The following is a 24,817-nucleotide window of genomic DNA, read 5'->3' on the forward strand; positions in this document are numbered from 1 at the left end:
ATGCGCATCCTCTGGATCCTGCCCTACTCGCCTTGGCCCGCTACCAGCGGCGGCAAGACGCGCCAGTTTCATTTGCTGCGCAGCCTGGCTGCGCGCGGGCATCGGATCACCTTGCTGCTGCATGACAAACATGCGGTATCGCTGACGGATCGCCACGTGCTGGAAGCCTTTCTGGAACAGGTGATCATCCTCCCCCGGCGCCCGCTGCGCAGCCTGAAGACCCTGCTGGCCGGGCTGTTTGCGCCGTACCCGTTGCTGGCCAGTGTGAATGGCCTGTCGGGTGAACTGCAGGACACCTTCGAGCGCTTGCTGACCGAGCATTGGGACGTGGTGCAGATCGAACATACCTACACCTTCCAGCCTTACGAAGCTGCATTGGCCCGTCGCTCCCAGCCGTTTGTGCTGACCGAGCACAATGTCGAATCGTCCCTCGGCGCCGCGACTTACGACCGCCTGCCCGGCTGGGCGTTGCCGTTCATACGCTACGATCAATGGCGCTACGGCCGCTGGGAACGCCGGGTGATGCGCCAGGCCGCGCAAGTGGTCGCCGTGACCGACGCCGACGCCCAGACCCTGGCGCAGATTGCCGGCAAGCCGGTACCGGTGGTGGTCAACGGGGTGGATTGCGCGCACTTCGCTGCTGCCCGACCCGACCCGACGACCCGCCGCGTGCTGTTTCTGGGCAACTACGAATACGCGCCCAACGTCGATGCCATCGAGTGGGCACTGGATGAGATCCTGCCGAAAGTGTGGGCCCGCTGCCCCGACGCACGCATGAGCGTCTGCGGTTTCGGCATGCCGGAAAGCTGGCGCGAACGCTGGAAGGACGGACGCATCGAATGGCAGGGTTTTGTCCCCAACCTGCTGGCCCTGCAATCGAGTTGCTCGGTGTTTCTGGCGCCGTTGCGCCATGGCGGCGGCTCCAAGCTCAAGGTGCTTGAAGCCCTGGCCGCCGGCCTGCCGCTGGCGAGTACCGACCAGGGCGTGTCCGGCCTGGACCTGGTGGAAGGCCTGGATTACCTCGGCGGCCAGACCGCTGAAAGCCTGGCCGACGCCGTGGTGCGCCTGCTGCAACAGCCTGAAGTCGCTGCTCCCATGGGCGAAGCCGGTCGCGCTTATGTGCGCCGTGCCCATGACTGGAGCGTCGCCGCCAGCCAGCTGGAGCAGGTGTACGCGCAACTGTCGCCCCAGAGCCAAAAGGAGCCGGCATGCGCATAGGCCTCGATTACCGCACCGTCGGCACCTCGCCGCAATCAGGCATCAGTCGCCAGGTGTACGCCCTGGAAGATGCCCTGCGCACCCTGCCCGGCATCGAGCTCGAACGCTTCAGCGTCGCGCCGCTGGGGGATGAGCTGCGCCTGAACGTGCATTGCCCGGACTGGGGCTGCGCCAAGACCGCCATGCACCAGCCGCACCAGCGCCTGCGTTTCGAGGCGGGCTACCTGCCCAAGGCGCTGCGCAATGAGCACATCGATGTGTACATCAGCACCTTCAATATGGGCCTGCCGCTGCCGCCCAAACCCCAGGGCCTGCGCACCGTGGTGCTGCTGCATGACCTGTTTCAGATCACCCTGGACAACTATCACGCCAACCGCCTGAAGGCGCTGATCTACAAGGCCAGTGATCGGCTGTCGATCACCTATGCGGTGCACACGGCAGACCGGGTGTGGACGCCTTCGCAGTACAGTGCCGACGAAACCGCGCGGCTGTTTCCCAAGGCGGCAGGCAAGATTCGCGTGTTGCCCAACCAGGTGGTGGGTTTTGTCGGACTGCCGGCGGACCTCTCGACCCGGCAACTGCCCGAGCGCTACTGGCTGCTGGTGGGTACCCGGGAATTGCGCAAGAACGTGCCGTTCCTGGTGGACGCCTGGCAGCAAGCGCGCAGCCAGTCGCCGAGCGTGCCGGAACTGGTGCTGGTGGGCAGCCTGGAGCATTTGCCCGAAGCACAACGCAACTACCCGGGGATACGCGCCTTGAGCGGCGTATCCGACGCTGAATTGCACGGGCTCTACCGCAAGGCCTTGCGCCTGTGGCAGCCTTCCTACGCGGAAGGCTTTGGCTTGCCGGTAATCGAAGCCCTGAGCGTCGGCACTCCGGTGGCGGTGGCCAGCGGTACCTCGCTGGACGAAATCACCCCGCCGCTGGCACCGCGGTTTTCACCCACGGACGGCGCGGCGCTGGTGCAATTGATGCTGCACCTGGCCGACCAACCCGTCGAACAACCACCTGAACAGTTACGCAGCTGGGCCGAACGCTTCAACCACCAGGCCTACCGTCGGCGCCTGGCCGAACTGATCGAGGAATTGAATTGAGAATCTCACTGGGTAGCCTCGTCGCCATCGTCTTCGGCCTGCTGTTTGGTGGGTTGATCCTGTTTCTTTCCCCGGTCAAGGCCGTGCTGGCAGTGATCGGCCTGGCCGCTGCCGTGACGATTCTGCGGTTCCCGTTCTGGGGACTGCTGCTGTTCGCCCTGGTGGCGACGTTCATGCCCTACTCCACCCTCAACCTGGGGATTCGCAGTACGGTCAGTGAGGCGCTGATCGCCCTGACCTGGGCGGCGGTGATCTGGCACGGTTTCCTCTCGCGCCTGCCGGCCGCCCCACCGCTGTCGCGGCGCCCTACCGACCGCATGTTGATGTGGCTGATGATCTTCACAGTGGTGCCGTTTATCGTCGGCCAGGTCAGCATCACCGCCGAGGCCAGCGGCGTGGCGAACTGGTTGCGTTGGCTGCTGAACCTGTCGGTGCTGTTCCTCGCCGCCAAGCTGCTGGTTGAACAGAAGAACCGCGAAGCCCTGGTGATCGCCTTGTTGCTGGGCACACTGGCGATGCTGGTGATGTCCATCGGTGTATTTATCCGCTCGCGCTCGGCCTCGGGCATGTTGCCGATCCTGACCCTGATGAACTACGGCAGCCTCGACACCCTGTCCCTGGGCCTGGGTGCCATGGCCTCGCGGATGGGTTCGCCATGGATGCACCCGAATGCCACCGGCGGGATCATGGCGCTGCTGCTGCCATTGGCGTTCTGCTACGGCATCACCAACACCGGCTGGAAACGCGGTCTCGGCCTGGGCGTTGCCTGCCTGGGTGCGGCGGCCCTGCTGTTGGCCAGCAGCCGGGGGGCGATGGTCAGCCTGGCGCTGGTGCTGATCTGGATGGCGTCGCGGCGGGTGCCGTACACCGGGCGTTTGCTGATGATCGGCGTGGCGTTGGCCGTGGCGCTGGTGCTGTCGTACCCACCGTTGCAGGAACGTCTGGCGACAATCTTTTCGGCGCAGAACGCGAGTACCGAAGTGCGCTTTGACGAATACCGCATGTTCCCCCAGGCCGTGGCCAGTTACCCGCTGGGCATTGGCTTCAAGGTTGACCCTCCAGTGCCGGGTACGCACCTGCTGGGGATTTCCAACCTGTGGCTGAATTTCGTCTACAAGACCGGGGTGATCAGCATGCTGCTGTTTATCGCAGTGACCTGGCGCTGGTGGCGCGAGTCCCGTCCGGAAATCGGCCCGATCCGCCTGACCAAGGACAATGCGATCTGGCTGGGCAGCACGGCGGGGATTCTGTCGGCGCTGGTCAGCGGCTTTTTCGACCACTACTTCAGCTTCGCCCTGGTGATGATTGCGCTGTTCTGGCTGATGGTGGGGATCAACGTGCTGGAGGCGCGGCGGCTGTTTCCGGCGCGTCTGCCAAAGGTCAAGACCGTGGCGCATCGCAAGCCTGTGTTCAATAGCGTCGGGCCCTAGGCATGCTCGGATCGGCGTTCTGGTTGACCCTGGCAACCTTGCTGGGGTTGTGCCTCGGGTTTGCCCGTGAGTGGTTGCTGGTGGCGGCGTGGGGTGCGGGCGAGCGCAGCGATGCGTTCCTGATCGCGCTGTTCTTGCCCGAAGCGTTGCGCATGTCCCTGGCCGGGGGTGTGCTGAGTGCCGCCGCCCTGCCGCTGTACCTGCAACGCAAGGACGGCGAGCGCCTGGACTGGCTGGCGGTGTTGTTCCCGGCGCTGTTGCTGATCGCCCTGGTGACCAGCCTGCTGCTGACGTTGCTGGCGCCATGGCTGGTGCAACTGCTCGGCCCGGGGCTGGCGGCGACGGCCACCAGCCTCGCCAGCAGCAACTTGCAGATTCTCGCCTGGAGTGTGCCGGGGCTGATGCTGCATGCGCTGTTCAGTATTCCGCTGCAGGCCAGCGAGCGCTTTGTGGTCGCGGGGCTCGGTTCGTTGCTGTTCAACCTGCCGCCGGTGACCTACCTCGCCCTCGCCGGTACCGCCACGCAACCGCACTCGCTGGCGTTGGCCTGCCTCACCGGCAGCCTGCTGATGCCCCTGGCGCTGTTGCCGTCGATGCTGCGCCTGGGCTGGCGGCCGTGGCGGCTGCGGGCTTCGACATTGGAATTGCGCGAGCTGGGCGCACGCATAGGCCCGCTGCTTTTAAGCAACGGTGCCAGCCAGGGTTTGGCGCTGATTGAACGGCTGGTGGCGTCCTTGCTGGGTGAAGGTGCGGTGACCTGGGTCAACCTGGCCCGCAAGCTGATGAACTTGCCGTTGATTGCCCTGATGAGCCTCAACCAGGTGCTGCTGGGCATGATGAGCCGGCGCCAGGGCGACGAGCGCCTGGCCCTGCTCAAGCGCGGCCTGGAAACCGCCAGCCTGCTGACCCTGCCCGCAGGCGTCGGCCTGGTGGCGGCGGCGCCGAGCCTGGTGGCGTTGCTGCTGCCCAAGCAGTCGGTGGATTCGCCGTTGCCGCTGTTGCTGGCCTGGTTTGCCGTGCCGCTGGTGTTCGGCGCCTGGAACGCCCTGTTGGCGCGTTATGCCTACGCCGCCGGCGACACCCGCCAACCGCTGCGCTGCGAGTTGCTGGGCAGCCTGGTGAACGTGTTGCTGCTGGGTGTGCTGCCGTTTGTGTTTGGCCTGGCGGGTATCCCGCTGGCCGCCCTCGCCGGCGTGCTGTGCACCGCGTTGCTGTTGATGCAACGCCAGGCCTTGCTCGGCGCCCTGCCCTGGAAGGGGCACTGGTTGCTGAGTGGGCTGGTGATGGGCTTGGCGGCGTTGGTGTTGTTTCGGGTTCAAGGTATTTGGCTTCAGCTGGGGTTGAGCACCCTGGCGGGGGCCGTGGTGTTGCTGGGCATGGGCCTGTGGCTCAAGCCGTGGCGCAAGGCAGATTTATAGAGTGGGAGCAGTCAGGTGAAAAAACGCTGGATTCAAATGGATATTGCCAAGGGCATTGGCATCCTGATCATCGTGTTCGGGCACAGCTGGTTTGTCGCCAGTTCCCTGGACTTGCTGTACCCGCTGCTGGCGGTATTTATCCTGCCGTTGTTCTTCTTTCTCTCCGGGGTGTTCTTCAAGCCTGAACAACCCTTTGTCGAGATGGCGGTGCGCAAGGCCGATGCACTGCTCAAGCCGTTCTTCTTCACCATGCTGGTGTACATCCTGATCCGCGACCTGCTGCGCGGCCAGGCACTGCTGCCGGACATCGGCGGCGTGCTGTATGCCTCGGTGGACACCATTCCATGGCAGGCGCTGTGGTTCCTGCCGCACTTCTGGGTGGCGATTCTGTTCGGCTGGGTGATGTTGCGGCTGATGCAGCGCCTGGGCCTGTCGCTGGCCATGAGCTGCGTGGTGATCACCCTGCAACTGATGCTCGGGATCTGGACCCTGCCGTGGTTCTGGCAGGTACCGGTGACCGTCGGCGGGCAGACCTGGACGATGCCGGGGCTGCCGTTCAGCATTGATGTGACGTTGATCAGCAGTACCTATTTCATCTTTGGTTACCTGCTGCGGGACGTGCTGCGTCGCCACCAGAGTTCGTTGCTGACGCTACTGGGCGCCATGGCGTTGTTTGCGGTGGTGTTCATCTACAGCTGGGACACCATGGACCTGGCACAGCGGCGTTACGACCACTGGCTGTGGACCAGTTTGCTGGCGGTGATCGGCGTATATGTATGCTGGGCCCTGGCCGGGGTGATGATGGTCTCGGGGCTGCTGACGCGGGCGATGACGTACATCGGGCAGTCGACGTTGATTCTGTTGATCTTCCACGGGGAAATTCAACACAAGACGGTGGACTTGATGGAACGGTTCGGGCTGCATCCGCTGCTGTCGGCGAGCATCGGGCTGGTGGTGGCGGTGGTGGTGCCGTTGATGATCGGCGAGGTGATCAAGCGGGTGGCCTTCCTGCGGTTTTTCTACTTCCCGTTCCCGGTGCGCAAGGCACCGGCGGTGGCCGGTGAAAAGCCTGGAGCTTGAGGCGTGATGTGGGAGCTGGCTTGCCTGCGATGGCATCACCGCGGTGTGCCTGAATTACCGAGGTGATGCTATCGCAGGCAAGCCAGCGCCTACAGAAAAACGCTCAATCATCCAGTGCCGGTTGTGGCGCTGGATGCTTGGTGTTTTTGCCCGCCTTGGCGCCAGGCTTGCCAGCTGCAGGGGCAGCCGGTTCCGGTTCGGCCGGGGCGGCAAGCTCCTTTTCAGCCTGGGGCATCTGATCAATCGCGCTGAAGAAATCCGCCAGGCTGAGGGTGTCGGGTGGCACGGTCTTCTCGAGTTTTTTCTCGCCGTCCTTGCCCACCAGAATCACTTTGGTGCCACTGCCGGCACCCAACTTGAGTGCGCGGATCAGCGCGTTGGTTTCCGGCGGTGCGAGCTTCTTGTTGTCCTTCGCGTCCTTGGCGAACTTCTCGCCTTCAGCGCCGATGCTGCCAAAGGACACGGTGTACAGCACCATGTTGCGCTCTTCAAAGGACTGCTTGTTGGCAGGCTCGTCCAGCTGTTTCTTGAGGGTGGCCAACGTCGGGTTGCCGGAGTCGAGCTCCACCACCACCAACGGGCGTGACTTGCCCAGGTCCTGCTTGAGCGGATTGAGATCATCCGCGGCCAGCAGCGGCCCCGTAAAAGCCATCAGGGTAGCCAGGGTCAGCGACCGGATGAGCATGCACACCTCCTTTGAATTCCATGCAGGGTTCTTGAGTTTCATGTCTGCGACAGTCAAATTCAAGGATGATTCCTACAACAACTTCAGAAAGCGTAGGTCAGGACGCCCGCGACGCAAGGCGTTTAGCCACCTTACGCCTCATTGTTTCTTTTGATTGCGGATGCTCACGACGGCCAATGCCGGGCAAATACCGGCGCTACGTTTGGGTGGGCATCCACCTGCGCCAGCACCCGGGCAAACTCAGGCCGCGACTGGTGCAGCGCGTCCCGCCCGCCTGCCCAACGCGACACCGCCGCAGCCATGATCGCCAGTGCATTCGGAACCTGCGCCGGGGTGAACAGTTGCTCGGCAAATTGATCGGCAAACACTTCCCAGGCCCCATGCAGGCGGCGACGGGTGCCGCTGATCAGCTGTTCATGCTGCTGCGCATCGGGGCTGTCGGTCCAGCGTTCCGGATAGTCGATGATGCCAATCGCCGAGTAACAGTTGGCGGCGATGTACACCAGGCCGCGAATGACTTGGGCGGGCTCCTCGGGCAGCAGCCCTGAGGCGGGAAACTGCAGGCCCAGGTGAATCAGGATCGCCGCGCTTTCCGTCAACACGCTGCCATTGGGCAGTTGCAGGGTGGGGATTTGCTTGAGCGGGTTGATCCGCGCCAACGCCTCGTTGCCCACGCGGTCTTCCCAAGAGCAGGCGTCGACCTGGCACCACTCGACACCGCAACGCTGCAGGGCAATTTCGATGATGCACGAGCCGGTGCCGGGGGTTCCGTAAAGGGTGTACATAGTGCCAAGCCTCCTGACAGTGGATTGAAGTGTTAGGCTAGGCCGTTCATTCGTTCAACGGGAAGCCATCATGCACAGCAAACGCGTCACGATCGAAGACTGGGACGGCGACGGCGCCATTCGCCTGCCAGACGAAGCCTTGCAGGAACTGGGGCTGGATGTGGGCGACACGCTGTACATCGTCGAGACCTATGTGGGCACGCAAAAAGGCTTTGTGCTGTCGACCACGCCGAAAATTGCCGACCGGATGGATGAGTTGGTGGAAGAGCTGAGCCATAAGCCCTAGCGAGCCAGCCTGGCTTGCAACCCCGCCTTCACCTGTGGCCATTCCGGATCAATGATGCTGAAGCGCACCGAGTTGCGCTTGCGGCCATCGGGCATGATGCGCTCGTGGCGCACGATCCCTTCCTGTACCGCGCCGAGGCGCAGGATCGCGGCCCGGGATTTTTCGTTGAGTTCATCGGTGGTGAACTGCACCCGCACGCACTCCATCACTTCAAACGCGTAGGTCAGCAGCAACAGCTTGGCCTCGGTGTTGACCCCGGACTTCTGCACCGACTGGCTGATAAACGTGTGGCCGATCTCCAGCTTGCGGTTGACCCGGTCGACCTTCCAGAATCGGGTGCTGCCCACCACTTCACCGGTGTCGCGGCGCACGATGACAAACGGCATCACGGTGCCTGCCTCACGCCCGGCCAGGGCAATGTCCACGTACTTTTCGACGGTGTCGGGCCCCGGCACGTTGGTCACCTTGAGGTTCCACAACTGCCCGTCGGCAGCAGCCTGTACCAGGGCGGTGGCGTGTTCGCGTTGCAGGGGCCGGAGTTCGACCGTGGTGCCGGTCAGGGTGATTTCAGTCATGGGAGGGCTACGCTGTCTGGTGGTCGTCAGTGGCCAAGATTGCAGGCTCTCGCCACCTCAAGGCAAGCCGTTTCAGAACAAGCCCATCTGGCCGCCCACCAGGGTGCCGAAGTCATCGTTTACAAACGGCAGGATCGCGTCCGCCACCGGTTGCAGTTGCCGGGTGACGTAGTGGTCGTAGTCGATCGGTGCCTGGCGCACTTCCAGCGGTTCGGGGCCGTTGACGCTGATCACGTAGCTGATCCAGCCACCGTTCTGGTACTGGCGCGGGCGGCCCTGGCGGTCGTTGTATTCGTCGGCCAGCCGCGCGGCGCGCACGTGGGGCGGTACGTTGCGCTCGTAGTCACCCAGTTGCCGGCGCAGGCGCTTGCGGTAGATCAGCAGGTCGTCGAGCTCGCCGCTCAAGGTGCGACGTACGTAGTCGCGCACATAATCCTGGTGGGGCTGGCGGTGGAAGATGCGCTGGTAGAGTTCCTGCTGGAATTGCCGGGCCAGGGGCGACCAGTCGCTGCGCACGGTCTCCAGGCCCTTGTAGACCATTTCTTCGCTGCCGTCGGCACGGGTGACCAGCCCGGCGTAGCGCTTTTTGCTGCCCTCTTCCGCACCACGAATGGTCGGCATCAGGAAGCGGCTGAAGTGGGTTTCGTATTGCAGTTCCAGGGCGCTTTGCAGGCCGAACTCATTCTGCAGGCGCTCGCGCCACCAGGTGTTGACGTGCTGCACCAGGTCCAGGCCGATGCGCGTCGCGTCTTCCTGGGAATGGGGGCTGCCGAGCCAGACAAAAGTCGAGTCGGTATCGCCGTAGATCACCTCATAACCCCGGGCTTCGACCAGCTCGCGGGTCTGGCGCATGATCTGGTGGCCGCGCAGGGTGATGGACGATGCCAGTCGCGTGTCGAAGAAGCGGCAACCACTGGATCCGAGTACGCCGTAGAAGGCGTTCATGATGATCTTCAGCGCCTGTGACAGCGGCGCGTTGTGTTCGCGCTTGGCCACTTCGCGGCCCTCGGAAACCCGCGCGACAATCGACGGCAGGCAATGCCGGGTGCGGGAAAACCGCGCACCGCGAAAGCCTTCCACCGACTCGCTGTCTTCGGGGTGACGCAGGCCTTCGATCAGGCCCACCGGGTCGATCAGAAAGCTGCGGATGATCGACGGGTAGAGGCTTTTGTAGTCAAGCACCAGCACCGACTCGTAGAGGCCCGGGCGCGAATCCATGACAAACCCGCCGGGGCTGGCCTGGGGTGGTTTGTCTCCCAGGTTCGGCGCGACGAAACCCTGGCGGTGCATCAGCGGCATGTACAGGTGCGTGAACGCTGCCACCGAACCGCCGTTGCGGTCTGCCGGCAAGCCGGTGACGCTGGCTCGTTCGAGGAGGAATTTCAGCAGCTCGGTCTTCTCGAAAATCCGCGTGACCAGCTCGCAGTCCTTGAGGTTGTAGCGTGCCAGCGCGGGCTTGTCCTCGGCGAACATGCGGTTGATTTCGTCCATGCGCTGGTACGGCGTGGAGATCGATTTACCTTCACCGAGCAAGGTCTGGGCGACGTTTTCCAGGCTGAAGGATTCGAAACTCCAGGTGGCCGAGCGCAAGGCTTCGATGCCATCGATGATCAACCGCCCGGCCGCTGCCGCGAAGTAGTGATTGCGGCTGCCGTGTTCGCGCCAGCCCATGGCATCGCCACCACGGCCCAGCAGCAGCGGCAGGTTCAGGCGTTGCGCATGTTCGTGCAGCACGCGCAGGTCGAACTGCACCAGGTTCCAGCCGATGATCGCGTCGGGGTCATGGGTGGCGAGCCACACATTCAGGCGTTCGAGGAGTTCGGCGCGGGTGTCGCAATAGTCGAGCTTGAAGTCCACCGCATCGGTGTTGTTGGGCGGGCCGAGCATGTACACCTGGCGCTCGCCGCAACCTTCCAGGGCGATGGAATACAGGTCGCCCTGGGCGGTGGTCTCGATGTCCAGCGACACCAGCTTGAGGGGCGGGCGGTAATCCGGCGCGGGTTTCATCTGCGCCTCCACCAGCATGCCGCCCTCGCCCGCTTTGCCGCCGAACAACACCGGCGCGGTGATGAAGCGCTCCATCATGTAGCGATCGGGCGGGCGCACATCGCCTTCGTAGACGTCGATGCCGGCTCGACGCAGGCGCTTTTCCAGGTCCATCAATTGGCGATGCTGTTGGGTGTAGAGGCCCAGCACCGGGCGATGGTGGAAGTCGCAGAGCGCCAGGTCACGCAACTCGATACCGCGCTCGCCCTTGAGCTGCAGCTCGGCGGGCTTGCGATGGGCTTGCGGGATGAACATCACGGAGGTCTGCACCGGCAAGCGCACGAACCTGGGGCCTTGATCGGTAGCCAGCCAAAAGCTGACCTCCGTGCCCGCCGGGGTGTCGCGCCAATGCCGGGTCAGGACAAACCCCTGCTGTAAATCCACCTTGCCACACCTCAAGAATCACTTTCAGGGCGTGATTCTACTCGGCCTGTGCCACGGCGCGGCGATTTAACCGAAATGGCCTACGTATACGGAGAGAGTAATCTCACAAACTTGTTGCAGAACGTTAATAACAATTACTATCATTCGCACCGGAGTCGTATCCGCGCAGCGAGGACGCGCAACGTTGTTGCCCTTTTCCTCACATTGACGGTTCGCCGTCAGGATCGACCATGCCCACTTCCACCCGTTTGGCTGTGCCGTTTCGCCCTACCCTGCTCGCCCTTTGCTGCTCCCTGAGCCTCGCCGCTCACGCCGCCACTCCAGAAACCCCGCAGGATGCGAACAACAGTCAGGACGGCAAGGCTCTGGAACTGGGCGCTACCACCATCAGCGCCGACGCGGCCACGCCCAACGCCCTGCCCCCGGTGTACGCCGGCGGCCAGGTCGCCCGCGGCGGGCAACTGGGGGTGCTGGGCAACCAGGACATCATGGACGTGCCCTTCAGCATGTCTTCCTACACCGAAAAATTGATCCGTGACCAGCAGGCCGAGAACGTCGGCGATGTGCTGCTCAACGATTCGTCCGTGCGCCAGGCGTCGGGGTACGCGAACCAGGCCCAGGCCTTTGTGATCCGTGGCCTGCCGCTGAACGGCGATGACATTTCGTTCAACGGTCTGTACGGCATCCTGCCGCGCCAGATCATGTCCACCGACGCCCTGGAGCGGGTTGAAGTGTTCAAGGGCCCCAACGCCTTTATCAATGGCGTGACGCCCGGCGGTTCCGGGATTGGCGGCGGCGTGAACCTGCAACCCAAGCGCGCCGATGATGTGCCGTTGCGGCGTTTCAGCACCGACATCAGCAGCGATGGCCGGGTCGGCGAGCACCTGGATATCGGGCAACGTTTTGGCGAGGACAATCGTTTTGGCGCACGGGTGAATATTTCCCAGCGCGAAGGCGACACCGGGATCGATGACGAGAGCCAGCGTTCGAAGCTGTTTGCGGTTGGCCTGGACTATCGCGGTGATGCGCTGCGTTTGTCGGGAGACTTTGTCTACTCGAAACAGCAGATCAATGGCGGGCGCAACACCGTGTTGCTCGGCCAGAACCTGACCCATATCCCCAACGCGCCTTCGGCCGACACCAACTACGCGCCGCGCTGGGGCACCAGCAGCCTGGAAGACACTTTCGGCATGTTGCGCGCCGAGTACGACCTGAACGACAACTGGACCGCCTACATCGCGGGCGGCGCCAAGCACACCAACGAGATTGGCCGTTACTCCTCGGTCACGTTGAATGACACCCTGGGCAATGCCACCGTCAGCGGCTCGCGCATCGCCCACCAGGAAGACAACACCAGCCTGATGGCGGGCTTGAATGGCAAGTTCCAGACCGGCGCTGTCAGCCACAAACTGAACTTCGGGTTGACCGGGATCTGGGCCCAGACGCGCAACGCCTATGACTTCGACCTCAACGGCCACGCCAGCAATATCTATAACCCGGTGGACGTTGCCGAACCGGTCAAGGGCAGTTTCGTCGGCGGCGACCTGAACGATCCGGGCATCACCGCCAAGACCTTCGCCCGCAGTGCAGCGGTCTCGGACACCCTGGGCTTTATGGATGATCGCTTGCTGGTGACCGCCGGGTTGCGCCGCCAGGAACTGGTGGTCCAAGGGTATGCCTACGGGTCGGGCCCACGTAACGCCAATTACGACAAGTCGATCACCACACCGGTGTACGGCCTGGTGTTCAAGCCGTGGGACCACGTGTCGTTCTATGCCAACCATATCGAAGGCTTGGCCCAGGGCCCGACCGCACCTCAGAACGCCGGCACCGCACCCATTACCAACGCCGGCCAGGCCTATGCCCCGGCGCGCTCGAAACAGACCGAAGCCGGGGTCAAGCTCGACATGGGTACCTATGGCGCAACCCTGGGTGTGTATCGCATCGAGCAACCAACCGACGGTTACTCACAACTCAGCGCCGACGGCTTGAGCGCCACCTATGTTCGCCAGGGCGAGCAAGTCAACAAAGGCGTTGAGCTCAACGTGTTCGGTGAACCGATCGCCGGCCTGCGCCTGCTGGGCGGCGCAACCATCATCCACACCGAAGTCCACGGCACCCAGAACGGCGCCAACGACGGCAACCGCGCCATCGGCGTACCGACCTTCCAACTGAATGCCGGCGTGGACTGGGATGTACCAGGCCTGCAAGGCGTGACAGTCAACGGACGAATGCTGCGCACCGGCGGCCAATATGCCGACGCGGCCAACAACCTCAGCCTGCCCGCCTGGAACCGCTTCGACGTGGGCGCCCGCTACACCTTCAAGGTGGAACAGCGAGACGTCACCCTCGGCGCCACTGTGGAGAACGTCGCCAATACCAAGTACTGGGAATCGGCACTCGGCGGCTACCTGACCCAAGGTGACCCGCGCGTGGCCAAGCTGTCGGCCAGTATCGACTTCTAACCCTAGTCAATGTAGGAGCTGGCTTGCCTGCGATGCAGGCACCTCGGTGTGTCAGATGCACCTCGGTGATGCTATCGCAGGCAAGCCAGCTCCCACAGAAAGCAGATCTGCCTGCACCCGGGTTGTTTGCCGGACATTGGACAGCCGAACGCCAACTGCGTAGTTTCCCAACCACTGCGCACAAGGACCCCGGCATGTCCCCCGACCTCACTTCCATCGAGCTGTTCCTCAAGGCGGTCAAGCTGGGCAACCTGTCCCGGGCGGCCGAGCAATCCCATCTCTCCCTCTCTGCCGCCAGCCGACGCCTGTCGCTGCTGGAGCAGCACTTCAAGGTCGCCCTGCTGACCCGCACCTCCACCGGCGTTTCACCGACGGCAGCCGGGGAAGTATTGGCCCAGCATGCACAATCGATCCTGCGGGCGGTGGACGGCATGCACGCCGATCTCGCCGATTACGCCAAGGGCGCCACCGGCCGGGTTTGCCTGTACGCCAACAGTTCGGCGATGAGCCAGGAACTGCCGCGCCAACTGACCCAGTGGAACACCTTGCACCCGGGCATCCGCCTGGATATTCGCGAGGAGCGCAGTCGGGAGATCCTCCAGGCCGTGCGCGAGGGCGTGGCGGATGTCGGCATCGTCACCACCCGCCCCAGCGAAGAGCTGCGGTTCGAGCCCTACTGCCAGGACCGCCTGTGCCTGCTCGTGCCCAATGACCACCCACTGAAAATGCGCCATGCGCGCTTCGAGGATTTGCTCGGCTACGACTTCGTCGGCCTGGAAGACAACGCCGCCATCACCCCGTTGATTACCGAAGCCGCCGCGGCGATCGGCATGCCGTTGCGGCTGCGGGTGCAGGTGCGCAGTTTCGAAGCAGTGTGCCGCTTGATCGCTGCCGGCCAGGGCGTGGGCGTGTTGCCGCAGGGCGCGGTGCAGATCTTCCGCAAGGAGATGGCCTTGCGCTTTATCGAAATCGACGACAGCTGGGCCGACCGGCAGATGTACCTGTGCATGCGCAAGGAACAGCCGTCGCTGACGAGCCTGGCACTGTTCGACTACCTGAGTGCCAACCCTGCGTAAACCTTTGGCCTTCGAATTTTGCGAAGGCCGATTCCACAATTAGCAATTCCCCTGTTGTCACAGCTGTGCCAAGAATGCCCCCGCCAGACCTTCCTATAAAAACAAGACAGGAGACACGGCGTGTCCCAATCCCACACCCGCCCCACCCACCGCATCGCCGTGATTCCCGGCGACGGCATCGGCCGCGAAGTGGTGCCCGAAGGCCTGCGGGTACTGGACGCTGTCAGCCGGCGCTTCGGTATTCACTTTCACTTCGACCACTTTGCCTGGTGCAGCGAACACTACCTGGCCCACGGCACGATGATGCCCGACGACTGGGCCGAACAGATCGGCAGCCATGACGCGATCTTCTTCGGCGCGGTGGGTGCGCCCGACATCATTGCCGACCACACTGCGGTGTGGGAGTCGCTGCTGAAGATCCGCCGCCAGTTCGATCAATACGTGAATATTCGCCCGGTGCGCCTGATGCCCGGCGTGCCCTGCCCGCTGGCCGGCCGCGTGCCCGGGGACATCGACTTTATCGTGGTGCGGGAAAATACCGAGGGCGAATACTCCAGCGTTGGCGGCCGCATGTGGGAAGGCACGGCGCGGGAAATCGCAGTGCAGGAGTCGATCTTCTCCCGCGAAGGCGTGGACCGCGTGGTGGACTACGCCTTCAAACTGGCGCAACAGCGGCCGCGGAAAAACCTGGTGGCGGCGACCAAATCCAATGGTATCTCGATCACCATGCCGTTCTGGGACGAGCGGGTTAACGAAATTGCCCGGCGCTACCCGGACGTGAAGACCGCCAAGTTCCACATCGACATTCTGTGCGCGCACTTCGTGCAGCATCCCGACTGGTTCGATGTGGTGGTGGCCTCCAACCTGTTCGGCGACATCCTTTCCGACCTCGGCCCGGCGTGCACCGGCACCATCGGCATCGCGCCGTCGGCCAACCTCAATCCCGAGCGGCGCTACCCGTCGCTGTTCGAGCCGGTGCACGGTTCCGCGCCGGATATTGCCGGGCTCGGTGTCGCCAATCCCATCGGGCAGATCTGGTCGGCCGCGCTGATGATCGAGCACCTGGGCGACGGTGATCCGCTTTACCAGGAAGCGGCGGCAGCCATCGTGTCCGCCATCGAAACGGTGCTTGCCGAAGGCCCGCGCACCCGGGAAATGGGCGGCAGCGCCAGCACTGTCGAAGTGGGTCGCGCCATCGCCGAATGCGTCGCAGGGAACAGGAGCTGAACATGACCAACGCACATTACATCGCCAACCAATGGCTGGCGTCGACCTCGCTGGAAGACATTCCGGTGATCGACCCCAGCACCGGCGAAACCTATTCGAGCATCGCCCGTGGCACGGCCGCCGATATCGAGGCGGCGATCAGCGCGGCGCGCCTGGCACTCGGCGAAACCTTCGACGGCCCGTGGGGCCGGTTGTCGGCCGTGGAGCGCAGCCGTTTGCTGGCCAAGCTTGGCGCGGCAGTGCTGGAACATCATGAAGAGCTGGCGCAGATCGAGGCGCGGGACACCGGCAAGGCGCTGAAAGTCGCCCGCGCCGATGCCACCGCCCTTGCCCGCTATTTCGAATACTACGCGGGTGCCGCCGACAAACTGCACGGCGAAACCCTGCCCTACCAGGCCGGCTACACGGTGTTGACGGTGCGCGAACCCCACGGGGTGACCGGGCATATCATCCCGTGGAATTACCCGATGCAGATTTTCGGGCGCAGCGTCGGCGCCTCGTTGGCGGCGGGCAATGTGTGCGTGGTCAAGCCGGCGGAAGATGCCAGCCTGTCGTTGCTGCGCCTGGCGGAAATCGCTGCCGAGGTTGGTTTTCCAGCCGGCGCGATCAACGTAGTCACCGGTTACGGCTACGAAGCCGGCGCGGCGTTGTGTGCACACCCGGGCATCGATCACATTTCGTTCACCGGCTCCACCGCCACCGGTACTGCCGTGTCGAAAGCCGCTGCCGAACGCCACTGCCCGGTCACCCTGGAGTTGGGCGGCAAGTCGCCGCAACTGGTGTTCGCCGATGCCGACCTGGATGAAGCGTTGCCGGTGCTGGTCAACGCCATCATTCAGAACTGCGGGCAAACCTGCTCCGCCGGCAGCCGTTTGCTGGTGGAACGCAGCATTTACGAAACCCTGCTCGCACGCCTCAGCCAACGTTTCAGCGAACTGCGCGCCGGGCCTTCGGCGCTGGACCTGGACATGGGCCCGCTGATCAATCAGAAGCAGCTGCGCCTGGTGCGCGAGTTTATTCGTCAAGCCGAACAGGAAGGGATCACCGTCGCCGCGCGCGGAACGGTGGTGGCCGAGGCCGGCAGCGGCGGGTATTTCCAGGAGGCGGTGCTGTTTCGCGATGTGCCGCCTGACAGTCGCCTGGCGCAACAGGAAGTGTTCGGCCCGGTGCTGGCCGTGATGCCCTTCGATGATGAAGCCGAAGCGATTCGCCTGGCCAACGGCACCGAGTTCGGCCTGGTGGCCGGCGTGTGGACCCGCGATGGCGCGCGGCAAATGCGCCTGGCGCGCACCCTGCGTTGTGGCCAGGTGTTCATCAATAACTATGGCGCCGGTGGCGGAGTTGAATTGCCATTCGGCGGCGTGAAGGCCAGCGGGTATGGACGGGAAAAAGGCTTCGAGGCGCTGCTGGGCTTTACCACCTTGAAGACCATTGCGATCAAACACGGTTGATTCCTCACAACAACAAGAACGGAGAACACACCATGCGTTTAGCCAATAAAGTCGCGATCGTCACCGGCGCCGGCTCGGGGTTTGGGGAGGGCATCGCCAAGACATTTGCCCGCCAGGGCGCCAAGGTCATCGTTGCGGACATGAACGCCGTGGGCGGTCAGCGGGTGGTCAATGAAATCGCCGAAAGCGGCGGCCATGCGCATTTCATCGAGGTCAACGTGGCCAACGATGAAAGCATGGGCGCCCTGCTGCGTGGCACTTTGGAGCAGTTCGGCGGCCTGGATATCGTCATCAACAACGCCGGTACCACCCACCGCAACCGGCCGATGCTGGAAGTCGACGAAGCCGAATTCGACCGGGTGTTTGCGGTCAACGTCAAAAGCGTCTTCTTGAGCGCCAAGCATTTTGTGCCGCATTTTCGCGGCCAGGGCGGCGGCGTGTTCGTCAATATTGCCTCGACGGCGGCGATCCGCCCGCGTCCGGGACTGGTCTGGTATAACGGCAGCAAGGGCGCAGTGGTGGTCATGAGCAAGACCATGGCGGCGGAGCTGGGGCCGGACAATATCCGCGTCAACTGCGTGAACCCGGTAGTGGGTGCCACGGCGTTGCTCAGCGAATTCATGGGCGTACCGGACACCCCGGAAAACCGCCAGAAATTCATGGCGACCATTCCCCTGGGGCGCTTTTCCACCCCGCAAGATGTGGCCAACGCCTGCCTGTACCTGGCGTCGGACGAAGCGGCGTTCATCACCGGCACTTGCCTTGAAGTCGATGGCGGGCGCTGCGTGTAACTCACTCTCACAGGGACCGGAATTGCTATGTGTGATCTTCATAATAAGAACGAGCCGAACACCCGCGAATTGCTTGAAGGCCTGCCAAAGAACTGGGGTAAATGGGGCCCGGACGACGAAGTCGGCGCCCTCAATTACCTGACTGAAGCCGAAGTACTGCGGGGCGTGGCCTCGGTGCGCCAGGGCAAGACCTTTACCCTGCAAGTGCAGATCGGCCACCCCGACGGCGACCCGATGTGGCCGGCGCGCAACCCGTCGATGCGCTTCAACACCCTCGACCACAGCCATTACCACTTCGGCAAACAGCCGCACATGACCGGTGGTGCGGCGTATTCCGATGACGTGATCTTCATGCAGCTGCAAGGCTCGACCCAGTACGACGCCCTCGGCCACGCCTGGTACGACAATCAACTGTGGAACGGCTACGACGCCCAGACCACCGTTGGCGGCATGGCCAAGGCCAGCGTGCTGGCGATTGCCGAACGCGGCGTGGTGGGCCGTGCGGTGCTGATCGACATGGCCCGCCATCGCGGCAAGAAGTGCCTGGGCCGGGGCGAAACCTTCAACCACCTGGACCTGCTCGACGCCGCCAAAGCCCAGGGCGTGACCATTGAAAAACGTGACATCCTGATCATCCGCACCGGGTCCATGGGGGCGTTTTATGAGCTGGGCAAGACCGAGTTCTTCAAGGACCTGATGGAGCCGGGGCTGACCTACAGCCGGGAGCTTGTGGAGTGGTTCCACGAGATGGAAATCCCCAATCTGGTGACCGACACCATCGCCAACGAAGTGATCACCGACCCGGTGTCCGGGGTGCAGATTCCGCTGCATTGCGCGCTGATGCGCAACCTGGGGATCGCCTTCACCGAAATCGTGTTGCTGGAGGAACTGGCCGCCGATTGTGCGGACGACGGCCAGTGGAAATTCCTCTACACCGCCGCCCCGCTGAAGATTGTCGGGGGCAGTGGCGCACCGGTGAATCCGGTGGTGATCAAGTAGCCGTTCCGTCTCAGTGGCGAATTTGCGAATCGCGAACGCGCCACTAGACTCAAGGCTCCTCTCACATGGAAGTCCACTCAATGAATGTATTGCGCCCTCTTCGCCAGGCAATTGCCCTGGCAACCCTGCTGTCTGCTGGTGCCCTGACGGCACATGCTGCCGATATCCCGTTGTCCAAGTCGCTGGAAGCCGATGAGGTGACCACCAAGGTGCTGGAGGTGGATGCCGCCAACCATCAGGTGGTGCTCGAAGGTGCCGAAGGCCGCAAGGTGCATGTGCAGCTCAGCGACCAGGCCAAGGACCTGGGCAATCTCAAGGTAGGTGATCAGGTCAAGGTGCTGGTGACCCATTCGGTCGCCGCCGTGCTGGACACCGACATCGACAAGAGCGCACCGGACGCCACCGAGAAGACTGGCGTCTTGCGCGCCACCGCGGATAACCCGAACCCGGGCGGTGCGGCCTTCCGCCAGGTACAGGTGCAGTTGAAGATCACCCACATTGACCTGGCGAAAAACCAGGTAACCCTGGAAAACCCGGCGGGCCAGAGCAAAGTGCTGACCGTGGAGAAACCGGAAATTCGCGCCGGCCTCAAAGACCTCAAGGTCGGCCAAAGCGTGTTGGTGACCTACACCGATACCCTGGAAATCAGCACCGCCCACGAAGGCTGATGAATGCGGCGCCCCATCAGCTCACGGCTGATGGGATTTCGCCAGATAGTCTTCGATGTTGTTCATCTGATCATCCCAGCCTCGGGAGTTCTTCTTGTAGGCCTTCTGGCGGCGAACGTCCGGGATCCCGTCAAAACCTGACTCCACCACGCGCAATAAGATGCCTTCGGCGTGATCCTCAAGGGTGAACTCCACCAGCGTGGGGGTTTCCGCGTCGTAATCCACATCCTTGTCTACGGCGTAGGGATGCCAACTGAAAGAGAACCGCGTCTGTGGTTCAAGCCGCTCGATCCTTGCCTTCCACACCACGTGCTCGTAACCGGGATAGGTGATCGGGGCTTCAATGGCCCGCCCCTGGGCGAACTGTTTGCCCTTGAGGGCGATGCCAAACCAGCTGCCGAATTGCTCGGCGTCGGTCAGTGCTTCCCAGACCCGTTGGCGTGGAGCGTTGAGCAGGACTTTACGTTTGATTTCATTTGATTCGTGCATGAGACACCTCCTGTATTGACAGTAGGCGACATCGACCAATGCGCAACCTTTGAAAAGGGATAGGGCATGACGGTGTCATGCCCTTGTGGCGTCAAACGTGGGGATCACCCGGCGCCTTGGCAGGGGTCGCGTATTGCGGCTTCAAGTGGCCTTCCTGATCGAGCAGCCAGGCGTCCATGATCTGGCGCACCACCGGCCCCGCCACTCGGCCACCGGCCTCGCCGTTTTCGATCATCACCGAAATCACGATCCGCGGGTGCTCCGCCGGGGCAAAGCCGACGAACAAGGCGTTGTCGCGGTTGCGCTCCAGGGTCTTGAGACGGTTGTAACGCTCGCCCTGCTTGATCGCCACTACCTGCGCAGTACCAGACTTGCCAGCAATCCGGTACTGCGCACCGGCTGCAGCCGCCCGGGCGATACCGCGTGGATCGTGCATTACCAATTGCATGCCGTGGTTGACCTGCTCCCAGTCGCGTGGGTCTTTGAGCACCACGTTGGGCATCGGGTTTTCATCCACCGGCGGCACGCCATTGATGGTCTTGGCCAGGTGCGGTCGGTTCCACACGCCCTTGTTGGCGATCAGCGCAGTGGCCTGGGCCAGCTGCAACGGGGTGACCTGCATGTAACCCTGGCCGATGCCGAGGATCACGGTTTCACCCGGGAACCAAGGCTGGCGCCGGGTAGCGCGCTTCCAGGCTTGGGACGGCATCAGGCCGGCTGACTCTTCGAACATGTCGAGGGAGACTTTCTGGCCAAGGCCGAACTCGGCCAGGTAGTCGTGCAGGCGGTCGATACCCAGCTTGTGGGCCAGGTCGTAGAAGTAGGTGTCGTTGGAGCGCATGATCGCTGCGTCCATGTCCACCCAACCATCACCGCTGTGGTTCCAGTTGCGGTATTTGTGGTCGAAATCCGGGAGTTGGTAATAGCCCGGGTCGAACACCCGGGTCTGGGCGGTAACCACGCCGCTGTCGAGGCCAGCGATGGCGACTTCCGGCTTGATCGTCGAACCCGGCGCGTAGAGCCCGCGCAGCACGCGGTTGAACAGCGGACGGTCGAGGGAGTCGTGCAGCGCGGCGTATTCCTTGAAGCTGATGCCGGTGACAAACAGGTTCGGGTCGAAGCTTGGCTTGCTGACCATCGCCAGCACTTCGCCGGTTGCCGGGTCGAGAGCAACCACCGAACCACGGCGGTCGCCGAGGGCTTCTTCGGCGGCTTCCTGGAGTTTGACGTCCAGGCTCAGCACGATGTTTTTGCCGGGGATCGGGTCGGTGTGCTTGAGCACCCGCAGGACGCGGCCCTGGGCGTTGGTTTCAACTTCTTCATAGCCGACATGGCCATGCAACTCGGACTCGTAGAAACGCTCGATCCCGGTTTTACCAATGGACTGCGTGCCCCGGTACTCCACTGAGTCGAGGGCTTTGGATTCTTTTTCGTTGATCCGGCCTACGTAGCCAATGGAGTGGGCAAAGTGCGCACCCAGCGGATAATGGCGGACGAATTGCGGCTCGACATCCACGCCCGGCAGGCGGAATTCGTTGACGGCCAGCACGGCTATCTGCTCTTCGGTCAGCTCGTAGAACAGGGTGACGGGCACGAAGGGATGACGGGCTTGCTTGAGCGCCTTATCAAATACGCCGCGATCCTCGGCGGGCAGATGCAGGAGGCTGACGATAGCGTCCAGCTCTCCTTTGAGATCGGTGGTGCGCTCGCGGGTGATGGTCAGGTTGTAGCTGGGACGGTTGTCGGCAAGTACTACGCCGTTGCGGTCATAGATCAGGCCGCGGGTCGGTGTGATCGGCAGGACGTGGACGCGATTGTTTTCGGAAATGGTGGAGTGGTAGTCGTACTGCACCACCTGCAGGAAGTACATCCGACCTACCAGGGCGCAGGTAATGCCGATTACCAGCAGCGCGCAGGCCAGCAGCCGCTTGTTGACCAGGCGGTTTTCTTTTTCGTGATCCTTGATCGGTATTGGTTCAGGCATTTCTACAGCATCTCGTTGAATAAGGTCGACGCCGCTTCCTGCGGAGGAAAAATCAGTCCTTGTGAAAATGTGCTGCACCATACCAAAAATGCAGAAACACTTTGCATCGATTTCCCTGAACGGTGTGCTAATGGAGCCTGTTCATGCACTTTGGTTTGAGCCGTTGACCTTATTCATGCGTTTTTATGCTGACGATCAGCTCAGGATCGACTTGGGCTCCAGGAAGGCTTCGAGGCCGAATGTGCCGTACTCGCGGCCGATACCCGATTGCTTGAAGCCACCAAATGGCGCAAGAGGCTCATGGGCCAGGGTATTGATCAGCACTCGGCCAGCGTCTATACGGCTGGCCAGCCTGCGGGCGCGTTCGGGATTTGAAGACAGGATGTATGCCTGGAGGCCGTAGGGTGTGTCGTTGGCGATGGTCAGGGCCTCTTCCTCGGTTGCGTAGGTAATGATCGAGAGCACTGGGCCGAAAATCTCCTCGCGGGCGATGGCCATTTGGTTGGTCACCCGGCTGAATACGGTTGGTTTTACGAACCACCCGGCTTTGATGCCCTCAGGCAAACCGCGACCTCCTGCCAATAGGTGGGCGCCCTCCTCGATCCCGATCTGAATGTAGCGCTGTACGCGCTCCCACTGTTTTTGGCTGACCATGGGGCCGACCGCAGTGGCTGGGTCACGAGGGTCGCCGGCTTGCACGTTGCCCACCTCGTCGATCATCAGCGCTTCGATTTCTTCCAAACGACTTTCGGGTACCAGGATTCGAGTGCCGGCGATACAGGCCTGGCCGCTGTTCATGAAACCGGCCTGAAGGGCCATGGGCACGGCCGTCTTGAGGTCCGCATCATCGAGAATCAGCACCGGTGATTTGCCGCCCAGCTCTAGGGTCACGCGCTTCAGGGTCTCGGCGCCGGTCCGCAGGATTGTTTTGCCGACAGCGGTTGAACCGGTGAAGGACACTTTTGCGATGTCGGGATGGGCGCTCAACACGGCGCCTACGGTTTCGCCACGGCCAGTGACGATGTTGAATACACCGGGAGGCAAGCCAGCTTCATGAAGCGCGCGGGTGACTAGCGAGGTCTGGATTGCGCTCATTTCACTGGGTTTGATCACGGCGGTACAGCCGGCGGCCAACGCCGCAGCGAGCTTGCCGCAGATAAAACCGGCGTTGCTGTTCCAGGGTGTGATCAAGCCGGCCACACCCAGCGGCTGCATGACCACCTCGGCGATGCCAATGCGTCGGGAGAAGTTGTAGTTCTCCAGTACTGAAGCGGCATCTTGCAGGACGCTGGCTGCATGCCTGGCCATCCACCGCGCACGGGATATTGGGGCGCCGTACTCCTCGATAATCGCGTCGGTAAGTGCGTCTTCAATGGATTCAACTGCGGCGTGAAGGCGTTTGAGATAGTCGATGCGCACATCTTTAGAGCTATGGGAGAACTCGGTAAAAGCTCGCTTGGCGGCAGCGATGGCATCCAGGGCGTCTTGTTCATTTGCCAATCGAACCTGGCCGATACGCTGGCCTGTTGCAGGGTTGAACAGGTCAAAAAGCTCTTCGCCATGGGGCGTCACAAAGGCGCCGTTGATGTAAATCTGGTTGATGTATTGCATAGGTCCTCCGGGACGCTGAGCTAGTGCGTCCTACGGTAAGTCACTATGATTAAGCTGATAAGCCGTACAAATCGGCATGAGTTGATGAGCGATTCAGGACAATGAATACATCCGGGCTGAATGAGTTGGAAGCGGTGCTGGCAGTGGCTCGGCATCGCAGTTTTCGTGCAGCGGCGACCGAGTTGAATGTGTCGACATCGGCGTTGAGCCACTCTATCGCGGGGCTTGAAGCGCGGATGGGGGTGAGGCTGTTCAATCGCACCACGCGCAGCGTGTCGTTATCTGAAGTGGGCGCGGAGTTTGTCGAAACCATTACCCCTGCACTGTTGAGCATTCGCACGGCCTTGGAACAGGCAGGAAATCGCAGCGCGGAACCCAGCGGTACCTTGCGCCTGAATACCTCGGCGGGGGCGGCAAAGCAGGTGATGCCGTTGCTGCTGGAGTACCTGCGACGTTATCCACGGATGAAATTGGATATCGTCACTGAGGGGCGGCTGGTGGATATCGTCGCGCAGGGGTTTGATGCGGGGATTCGGCTCGGGGGTACGGTTCCTCAAGACATGATCGCAGTCGATATCAGTCCGGCCCAGCGTTTTTCGGTATTGGGCAGCCCGGACTATTTTGCTCTCAACCCAGTTCCCGTCAGTCCCATGGATCTGCGGGCCCATCAGTGTATTCGCAGCCGGATGCCCAGCGGTGCGATCTATCACTGGGAGTTTGAGCGACATGGCGAAGCGCTTGCTGTCGAGGTGCAAGGGGTTTTGACCCTGGATAATCCGACTCTGATGCTTGAGGCTGCCAGGGCGGGACTAGGTTTGACCTATCTTACGGAATGGAATGCCGCTGCCGATTTAGCGAACGGGACGTTAGTGCGCGTACTGGAGGAATGGACGCCGTCTTTTGACTGCTTGCGCCTCTATTACCCAGGTAGGCGCCATGTGCCGGCCGGGTTAAGGGCACTGATTGAGTTGATCAGGGAGCAAGGCTTTTAACCAGGCTGGATCTTTTTTACGGCCAACAGCTCTCTCCCCGTTTTCCGACCGCGCAAAACAAAA

The 24,817-nt window shown here is 62.5% G+C and carries 21 protein-coding genes; 14 read left to right on the forward strand and 7 right to left on the reverse strand.

Annotated features, from left to right (window positions below):
* The 5 genes from HX801_RS26845 to HX801_RS26865 are packed head-to-tail and all read left to right on the forward strand — an operon-like array spanning position 1 to position 6,240.
* Positions 1 to 1,218 carry a glycosyltransferase family 4 protein gene (locus tag HX801_RS26845; RefSeq protein WP_177023041.1) on the forward strand — a complete coding sequence of 406 codons (1,218 nt, stop codon included), beginning with the start codon at positions 1 to 3 and terminating at the stop codon, positions 1,216 to 1,218.
* A complete protein-coding gene (locus tag HX801_RS26850) occupies positions 1,209 to 2,312 on the forward strand; it encodes a glycosyltransferase family 1 protein (RefSeq protein ID WP_177023042.1) in 1,104 nt (367 codons plus the stop codon). Before HX801_RS26845 ends, HX801_RS26850 begins: the two co-directional genes overlap by 10 nt.
* Before the next feature lie 2 nt (positions 2,313 to 2,314).
* Positions 2,315 to 3,742 carry an O-antigen ligase gene (locus HX801_RS26855; protein WP_043225192.1) on the forward strand — a complete coding sequence of 476 codons (1,428 nt, stop codon included), beginning with the start codon at positions 2,315 to 2,317 and terminating at the stop codon, positions 3,740 to 3,742.
* Positions 3,743 to 3,744: 2 nt separating this feature from the next.
* Entirely contained in the window at positions 3,745 to 5,160 is a 1,416-nt protein-coding gene (murJ, locus tag HX801_RS26860) for a murein biosynthesis integral membrane protein MurJ (protein WP_003208222.1), read from the forward strand.
* 36 nt (positions 5,161 to 5,196) lie between these two features.
* A complete protein-coding gene (locus HX801_RS26865) occupies positions 5,197 to 6,240 on the forward strand; it encodes an acyltransferase family protein (protein WP_023658988.1) in 1,044 nt (347 codons plus the stop codon).
* Between the two features lie 103 nt (positions 6,241 to 6,343).
* On the opposite strand, the gene HX801_RS26870 is transcribed toward HX801_RS26865, so the two are convergent.
* Positions 6,344 to 6,925 carry a DUF4174 domain-containing protein gene (locus HX801_RS26870; RefSeq protein ID WP_177020550.1) on the reverse strand — a complete coding sequence of 194 codons (582 nt, stop codon included), beginning with the start codon at positions 6,923 to 6,925 and terminating at the stop codon, positions 6,344 to 6,346.
* Positions 6,926 to 7,089: 164 nt separating this feature from the next.
* Positions 7,090 to 7,710: a glutathione S-transferase N-terminal domain-containing protein gene (locus tag HX801_RS26875; protein ID WP_102605363.1), complete on the reverse strand. Its 621-nt coding sequence runs from the start codon at positions 7,708 to 7,710 to the stop codon at positions 7,090 to 7,092.
* Between the two features lie 70 nt (positions 7,711 to 7,780).
* Between HX801_RS26875 and HX801_RS26880 the strand changes: the two genes are divergently transcribed.
* A complete protein-coding gene (locus HX801_RS26880) occupies positions 7,781 to 7,996 on the forward strand; it encodes an AbrB/MazE/SpoVT family DNA-binding domain-containing protein (RefSeq protein ID WP_003208231.1) in 216 nt (71 codons plus the stop codon).
* Here the strand turns inward: HX801_RS26880 and HX801_RS26885 are convergent.
* Both HX801_RS26885 and HX801_RS26890 read right to left on the reverse strand, forming a co-directional pair.
* Complete coding sequence (locus HX801_RS26885) at positions 7,993 to 8,571, reverse strand: GNAT family N-acetyltransferase (protein ID WP_087695329.1); 579 nt, start codon at positions 8,569 to 8,571, stop codon at positions 7,993 to 7,995. The genes HX801_RS26880 and HX801_RS26885 overlap by 4 nt on opposite strands.
* Before the next feature lie 72 nt (positions 8,572 to 8,643).
* A complete protein-coding gene (locus HX801_RS26890; protein WP_177023043.1) occupies positions 8,644 to 11,001 on the reverse strand; it encodes a DNA polymerase II in 2,358 nt (785 codons plus the stop codon).
* 230 nt (positions 11,002 to 11,231) lie between these two features.
* Between HX801_RS26890 and HX801_RS26895 the strand changes: the two genes are divergently transcribed.
* From HX801_RS26895 to HX801_RS26925, 7 genes are all read left to right on the forward strand, one after another.
* Positions 11,232 to 13,466, forward strand: a complete 2,235-nt coding sequence (locus HX801_RS26895) for a TonB-dependent siderophore receptor (protein WP_177023044.1) — start codon at positions 11,232 to 11,234, stop codon at positions 13,464 to 13,466.
* 194 nt (positions 13,467 to 13,660) lie between these two features.
* Positions 13,661 to 14,542, forward strand: coding sequence for a LysR family transcriptional regulator (locus tag HX801_RS26900; RefSeq protein WP_003208237.1), 882 nt, complete (start codon positions 13,661 to 13,663; stop codon positions 14,540 to 14,542).
* 120 nt (positions 14,543 to 14,662) lie between these two features.
* Entirely contained in the window at positions 14,663 to 15,769 is a 1,107-nt protein-coding gene (locus HX801_RS26905; protein ID WP_003208239.1) for a tartrate dehydrogenase, read from the forward strand.
* A 2-nt stretch (positions 15,770 to 15,771) separates the two neighbouring features.
* Complete coding sequence (locus HX801_RS26910; protein ID WP_177023045.1) at positions 15,772 to 17,220, forward strand: aldehyde dehydrogenase family protein; 1,449 nt, start codon at positions 15,772 to 15,774, stop codon at positions 17,218 to 17,220.
* Between the two features lie 32 nt (positions 17,221 to 17,252).
* The gene (locus HX801_RS26915; RefSeq protein WP_177023046.1) at positions 17,253 to 18,011 is read left to right on the forward strand and encodes an SDR family oxidoreductase; all 759 of its coding nucleotides are present in this window, start codon (positions 17,253 to 17,255) and stop codon (positions 18,009 to 18,011) included.
* 27 nt (positions 18,012 to 18,038) lie between these two features.
* Positions 18,039 to 19,010, forward strand: a complete 972-nt coding sequence (locus tag HX801_RS26920; RefSeq protein WP_087695324.1) for a cyclase family protein — start codon at positions 18,039 to 18,041, stop codon at positions 19,008 to 19,010.
* Between the two features lie 80 nt (positions 19,011 to 19,090).
* Positions 19,091 to 19,678 carry a hypothetical protein gene (locus tag HX801_RS26925; RefSeq protein WP_003208246.1) on the forward strand — a complete coding sequence of 196 codons (588 nt, stop codon included), beginning with the start codon at positions 19,091 to 19,093 and terminating at the stop codon, positions 19,676 to 19,678.
* 21 nt (positions 19,679 to 19,699) lie between these two features.
* Here the strand turns inward: HX801_RS26925 and HX801_RS26930 are convergent, their stop codons facing one another.
* The 3 genes from HX801_RS26930 to HX801_RS26940 all read right to left on the reverse strand — a co-directional run bounded on the left by HX801_RS26930 (position 19,700) and on the right by HX801_RS26940 (position 23,762).
* On the reverse strand, positions 19,700 to 20,167 hold the full coding sequence (locus HX801_RS26930) for an SRPBCC family protein (protein ID WP_003208248.1): 468 nt from the start codon (positions 20,165 to 20,167) through the stop codon (positions 19,700 to 19,702).
* A gap of 91 nt (positions 20,168 to 20,258) precedes the next feature.
* Positions 20,259 to 22,151 carry a penicillin-binding protein 2 gene (mrdA, locus tag HX801_RS26935; protein WP_003208249.1) on the reverse strand — a complete coding sequence of 631 codons (1,893 nt, stop codon included), beginning with the start codon at positions 22,149 to 22,151 and terminating at the stop codon, positions 20,259 to 20,261.
* Between the two features lie 195 nt (positions 22,152 to 22,346).
* On the reverse strand, positions 22,347 to 23,762 hold the full coding sequence (locus tag HX801_RS26940; protein ID WP_177023047.1) for an aldehyde dehydrogenase family protein: 1,416 nt from the start codon (positions 23,760 to 23,762) through the stop codon (positions 22,347 to 22,349).
* A gap of 101 nt (positions 23,763 to 23,863) precedes the next feature.
* On the opposite strand from HX801_RS26940, the gene HX801_RS26945 reads away from it, so the two are divergent.
* The gene (locus HX801_RS26945) at positions 23,864 to 24,754 is read left to right on the forward strand and encodes a LysR family transcriptional regulator (RefSeq protein WP_003208253.1); all 891 of its coding nucleotides are present in this window, start codon (positions 23,864 to 23,866) and stop codon (positions 24,752 to 24,754) included.
* The last annotated feature ends 63 nt before the right edge of the window (positions 24,755 to 24,817 follow it).

Origin of the sequence: Pseudomonas sp. G1002, from assembly GCF_013385455.1 — a bacterium.
Classification (GTDB): domain Bacteria; phylum Pseudomonadota; class Gammaproteobacteria; order Pseudomonadales; family Pseudomonadaceae; genus Aquipseudomonas.

Excerpts from the sequence above, each read along its gene's own strand:
- HX801_RS26845 (WP_177023041.1), top strand. The coding sequence starts at position 1 with ATGCGCATCCTCTGGATCCTGCCCTACTCGCCTTGGCCCGCTACCAGC.
- HX801_RS26850 (WP_177023042.1), top strand. The coding sequence starts at position 1,209 with ATGCGCATAGGCCTCGATTACCGCACCGTCGGCACCTCGCCGCAATCA.
- murJ (WP_003208222.1), top strand. The coding sequence starts at position 3,745 with ATGCTCGGATCGGCGTTCTGGTTGACCCTGGCAACCTTGCTGGGGTTG.
- HX801_RS26865 (WP_023658988.1), top strand. The coding sequence starts at position 5,197 with ATGGATATTGCCAAGGGCATTGGCATCCTGATCATCGTGTTCGGGCAC.
- HX801_RS26870 (WP_177020550.1), bottom strand. The coding sequence starts at position 6,925 with ATGCTCATCCGGTCGCTGACCCTGGCTACCCTGATGGCTTTTACGGGG.
- HX801_RS26875 (WP_102605363.1), bottom strand. The coding sequence starts at position 7,710 with ATGTACACCCTTTACGGAACCCCCGGCACCGGCTCGTGCATCATCGAA.
- HX801_RS26880 (WP_003208231.1), top strand. The coding sequence starts at position 7,781 with ATGCACAGCAAACGCGTCACGATCGAAGACTGGGACGGCGACGGCGCC.
- HX801_RS26885 (WP_087695329.1), bottom strand. The coding sequence starts at position 8,571 with ATGACTGAAATCACCCTGACCGGCACCACGGTCGAACTCCGGCCCCTG.
- HX801_RS26895 (WP_177023044.1), top strand. The coding sequence starts at position 11,232 with ATGCCCACTTCCACCCGTTTGGCTGTGCCGTTTCGCCCTACCCTGCTC.
- HX801_RS26900 (WP_003208237.1), top strand. The coding sequence starts at position 13,661 with ATGTCCCCCGACCTCACTTCCATCGAGCTGTTCCTCAAGGCGGTCAAG.
- HX801_RS26910 (WP_177023045.1), top strand. The coding sequence starts at position 15,772 with ATGACCAACGCACATTACATCGCCAACCAATGGCTGGCGTCGACCTCG.
- HX801_RS26915 (WP_177023046.1), top strand. The coding sequence starts at position 17,253 with ATGCGTTTAGCCAATAAAGTCGCGATCGTCACCGGCGCCGGCTCGGGG.
- HX801_RS26920 (WP_087695324.1), top strand. The coding sequence starts at position 18,039 with ATGTGTGATCTTCATAATAAGAACGAGCCGAACACCCGCGAATTGCTT.
- HX801_RS26925 (WP_003208246.1), top strand. The coding sequence starts at position 19,091 with ATGAATGTATTGCGCCCTCTTCGCCAGGCAATTGCCCTGGCAACCCTG.
- HX801_RS26930 (WP_003208248.1), bottom strand. The coding sequence starts at position 20,167 with ATGCACGAATCAAATGAAATCAAACGTAAAGTCCTGCTCAACGCTCCA.
- mrdA (WP_003208249.1), bottom strand. The coding sequence starts at position 22,151 with ATGCCTGAACCAATACCGATCAAGGATCACGAAAAAGAAAACCGCCTG.
- HX801_RS26940 (WP_177023047.1), bottom strand. The coding sequence starts at position 23,762 with ATGCAATACATCAACCAGATTTACATCAACGGCGCCTTTGTGACGCCC.
- HX801_RS26945 (WP_003208253.1), top strand. The coding sequence starts at position 23,864 with ATGAATACATCCGGGCTGAATGAGTTGGAAGCGGTGCTGGCAGTGGCT.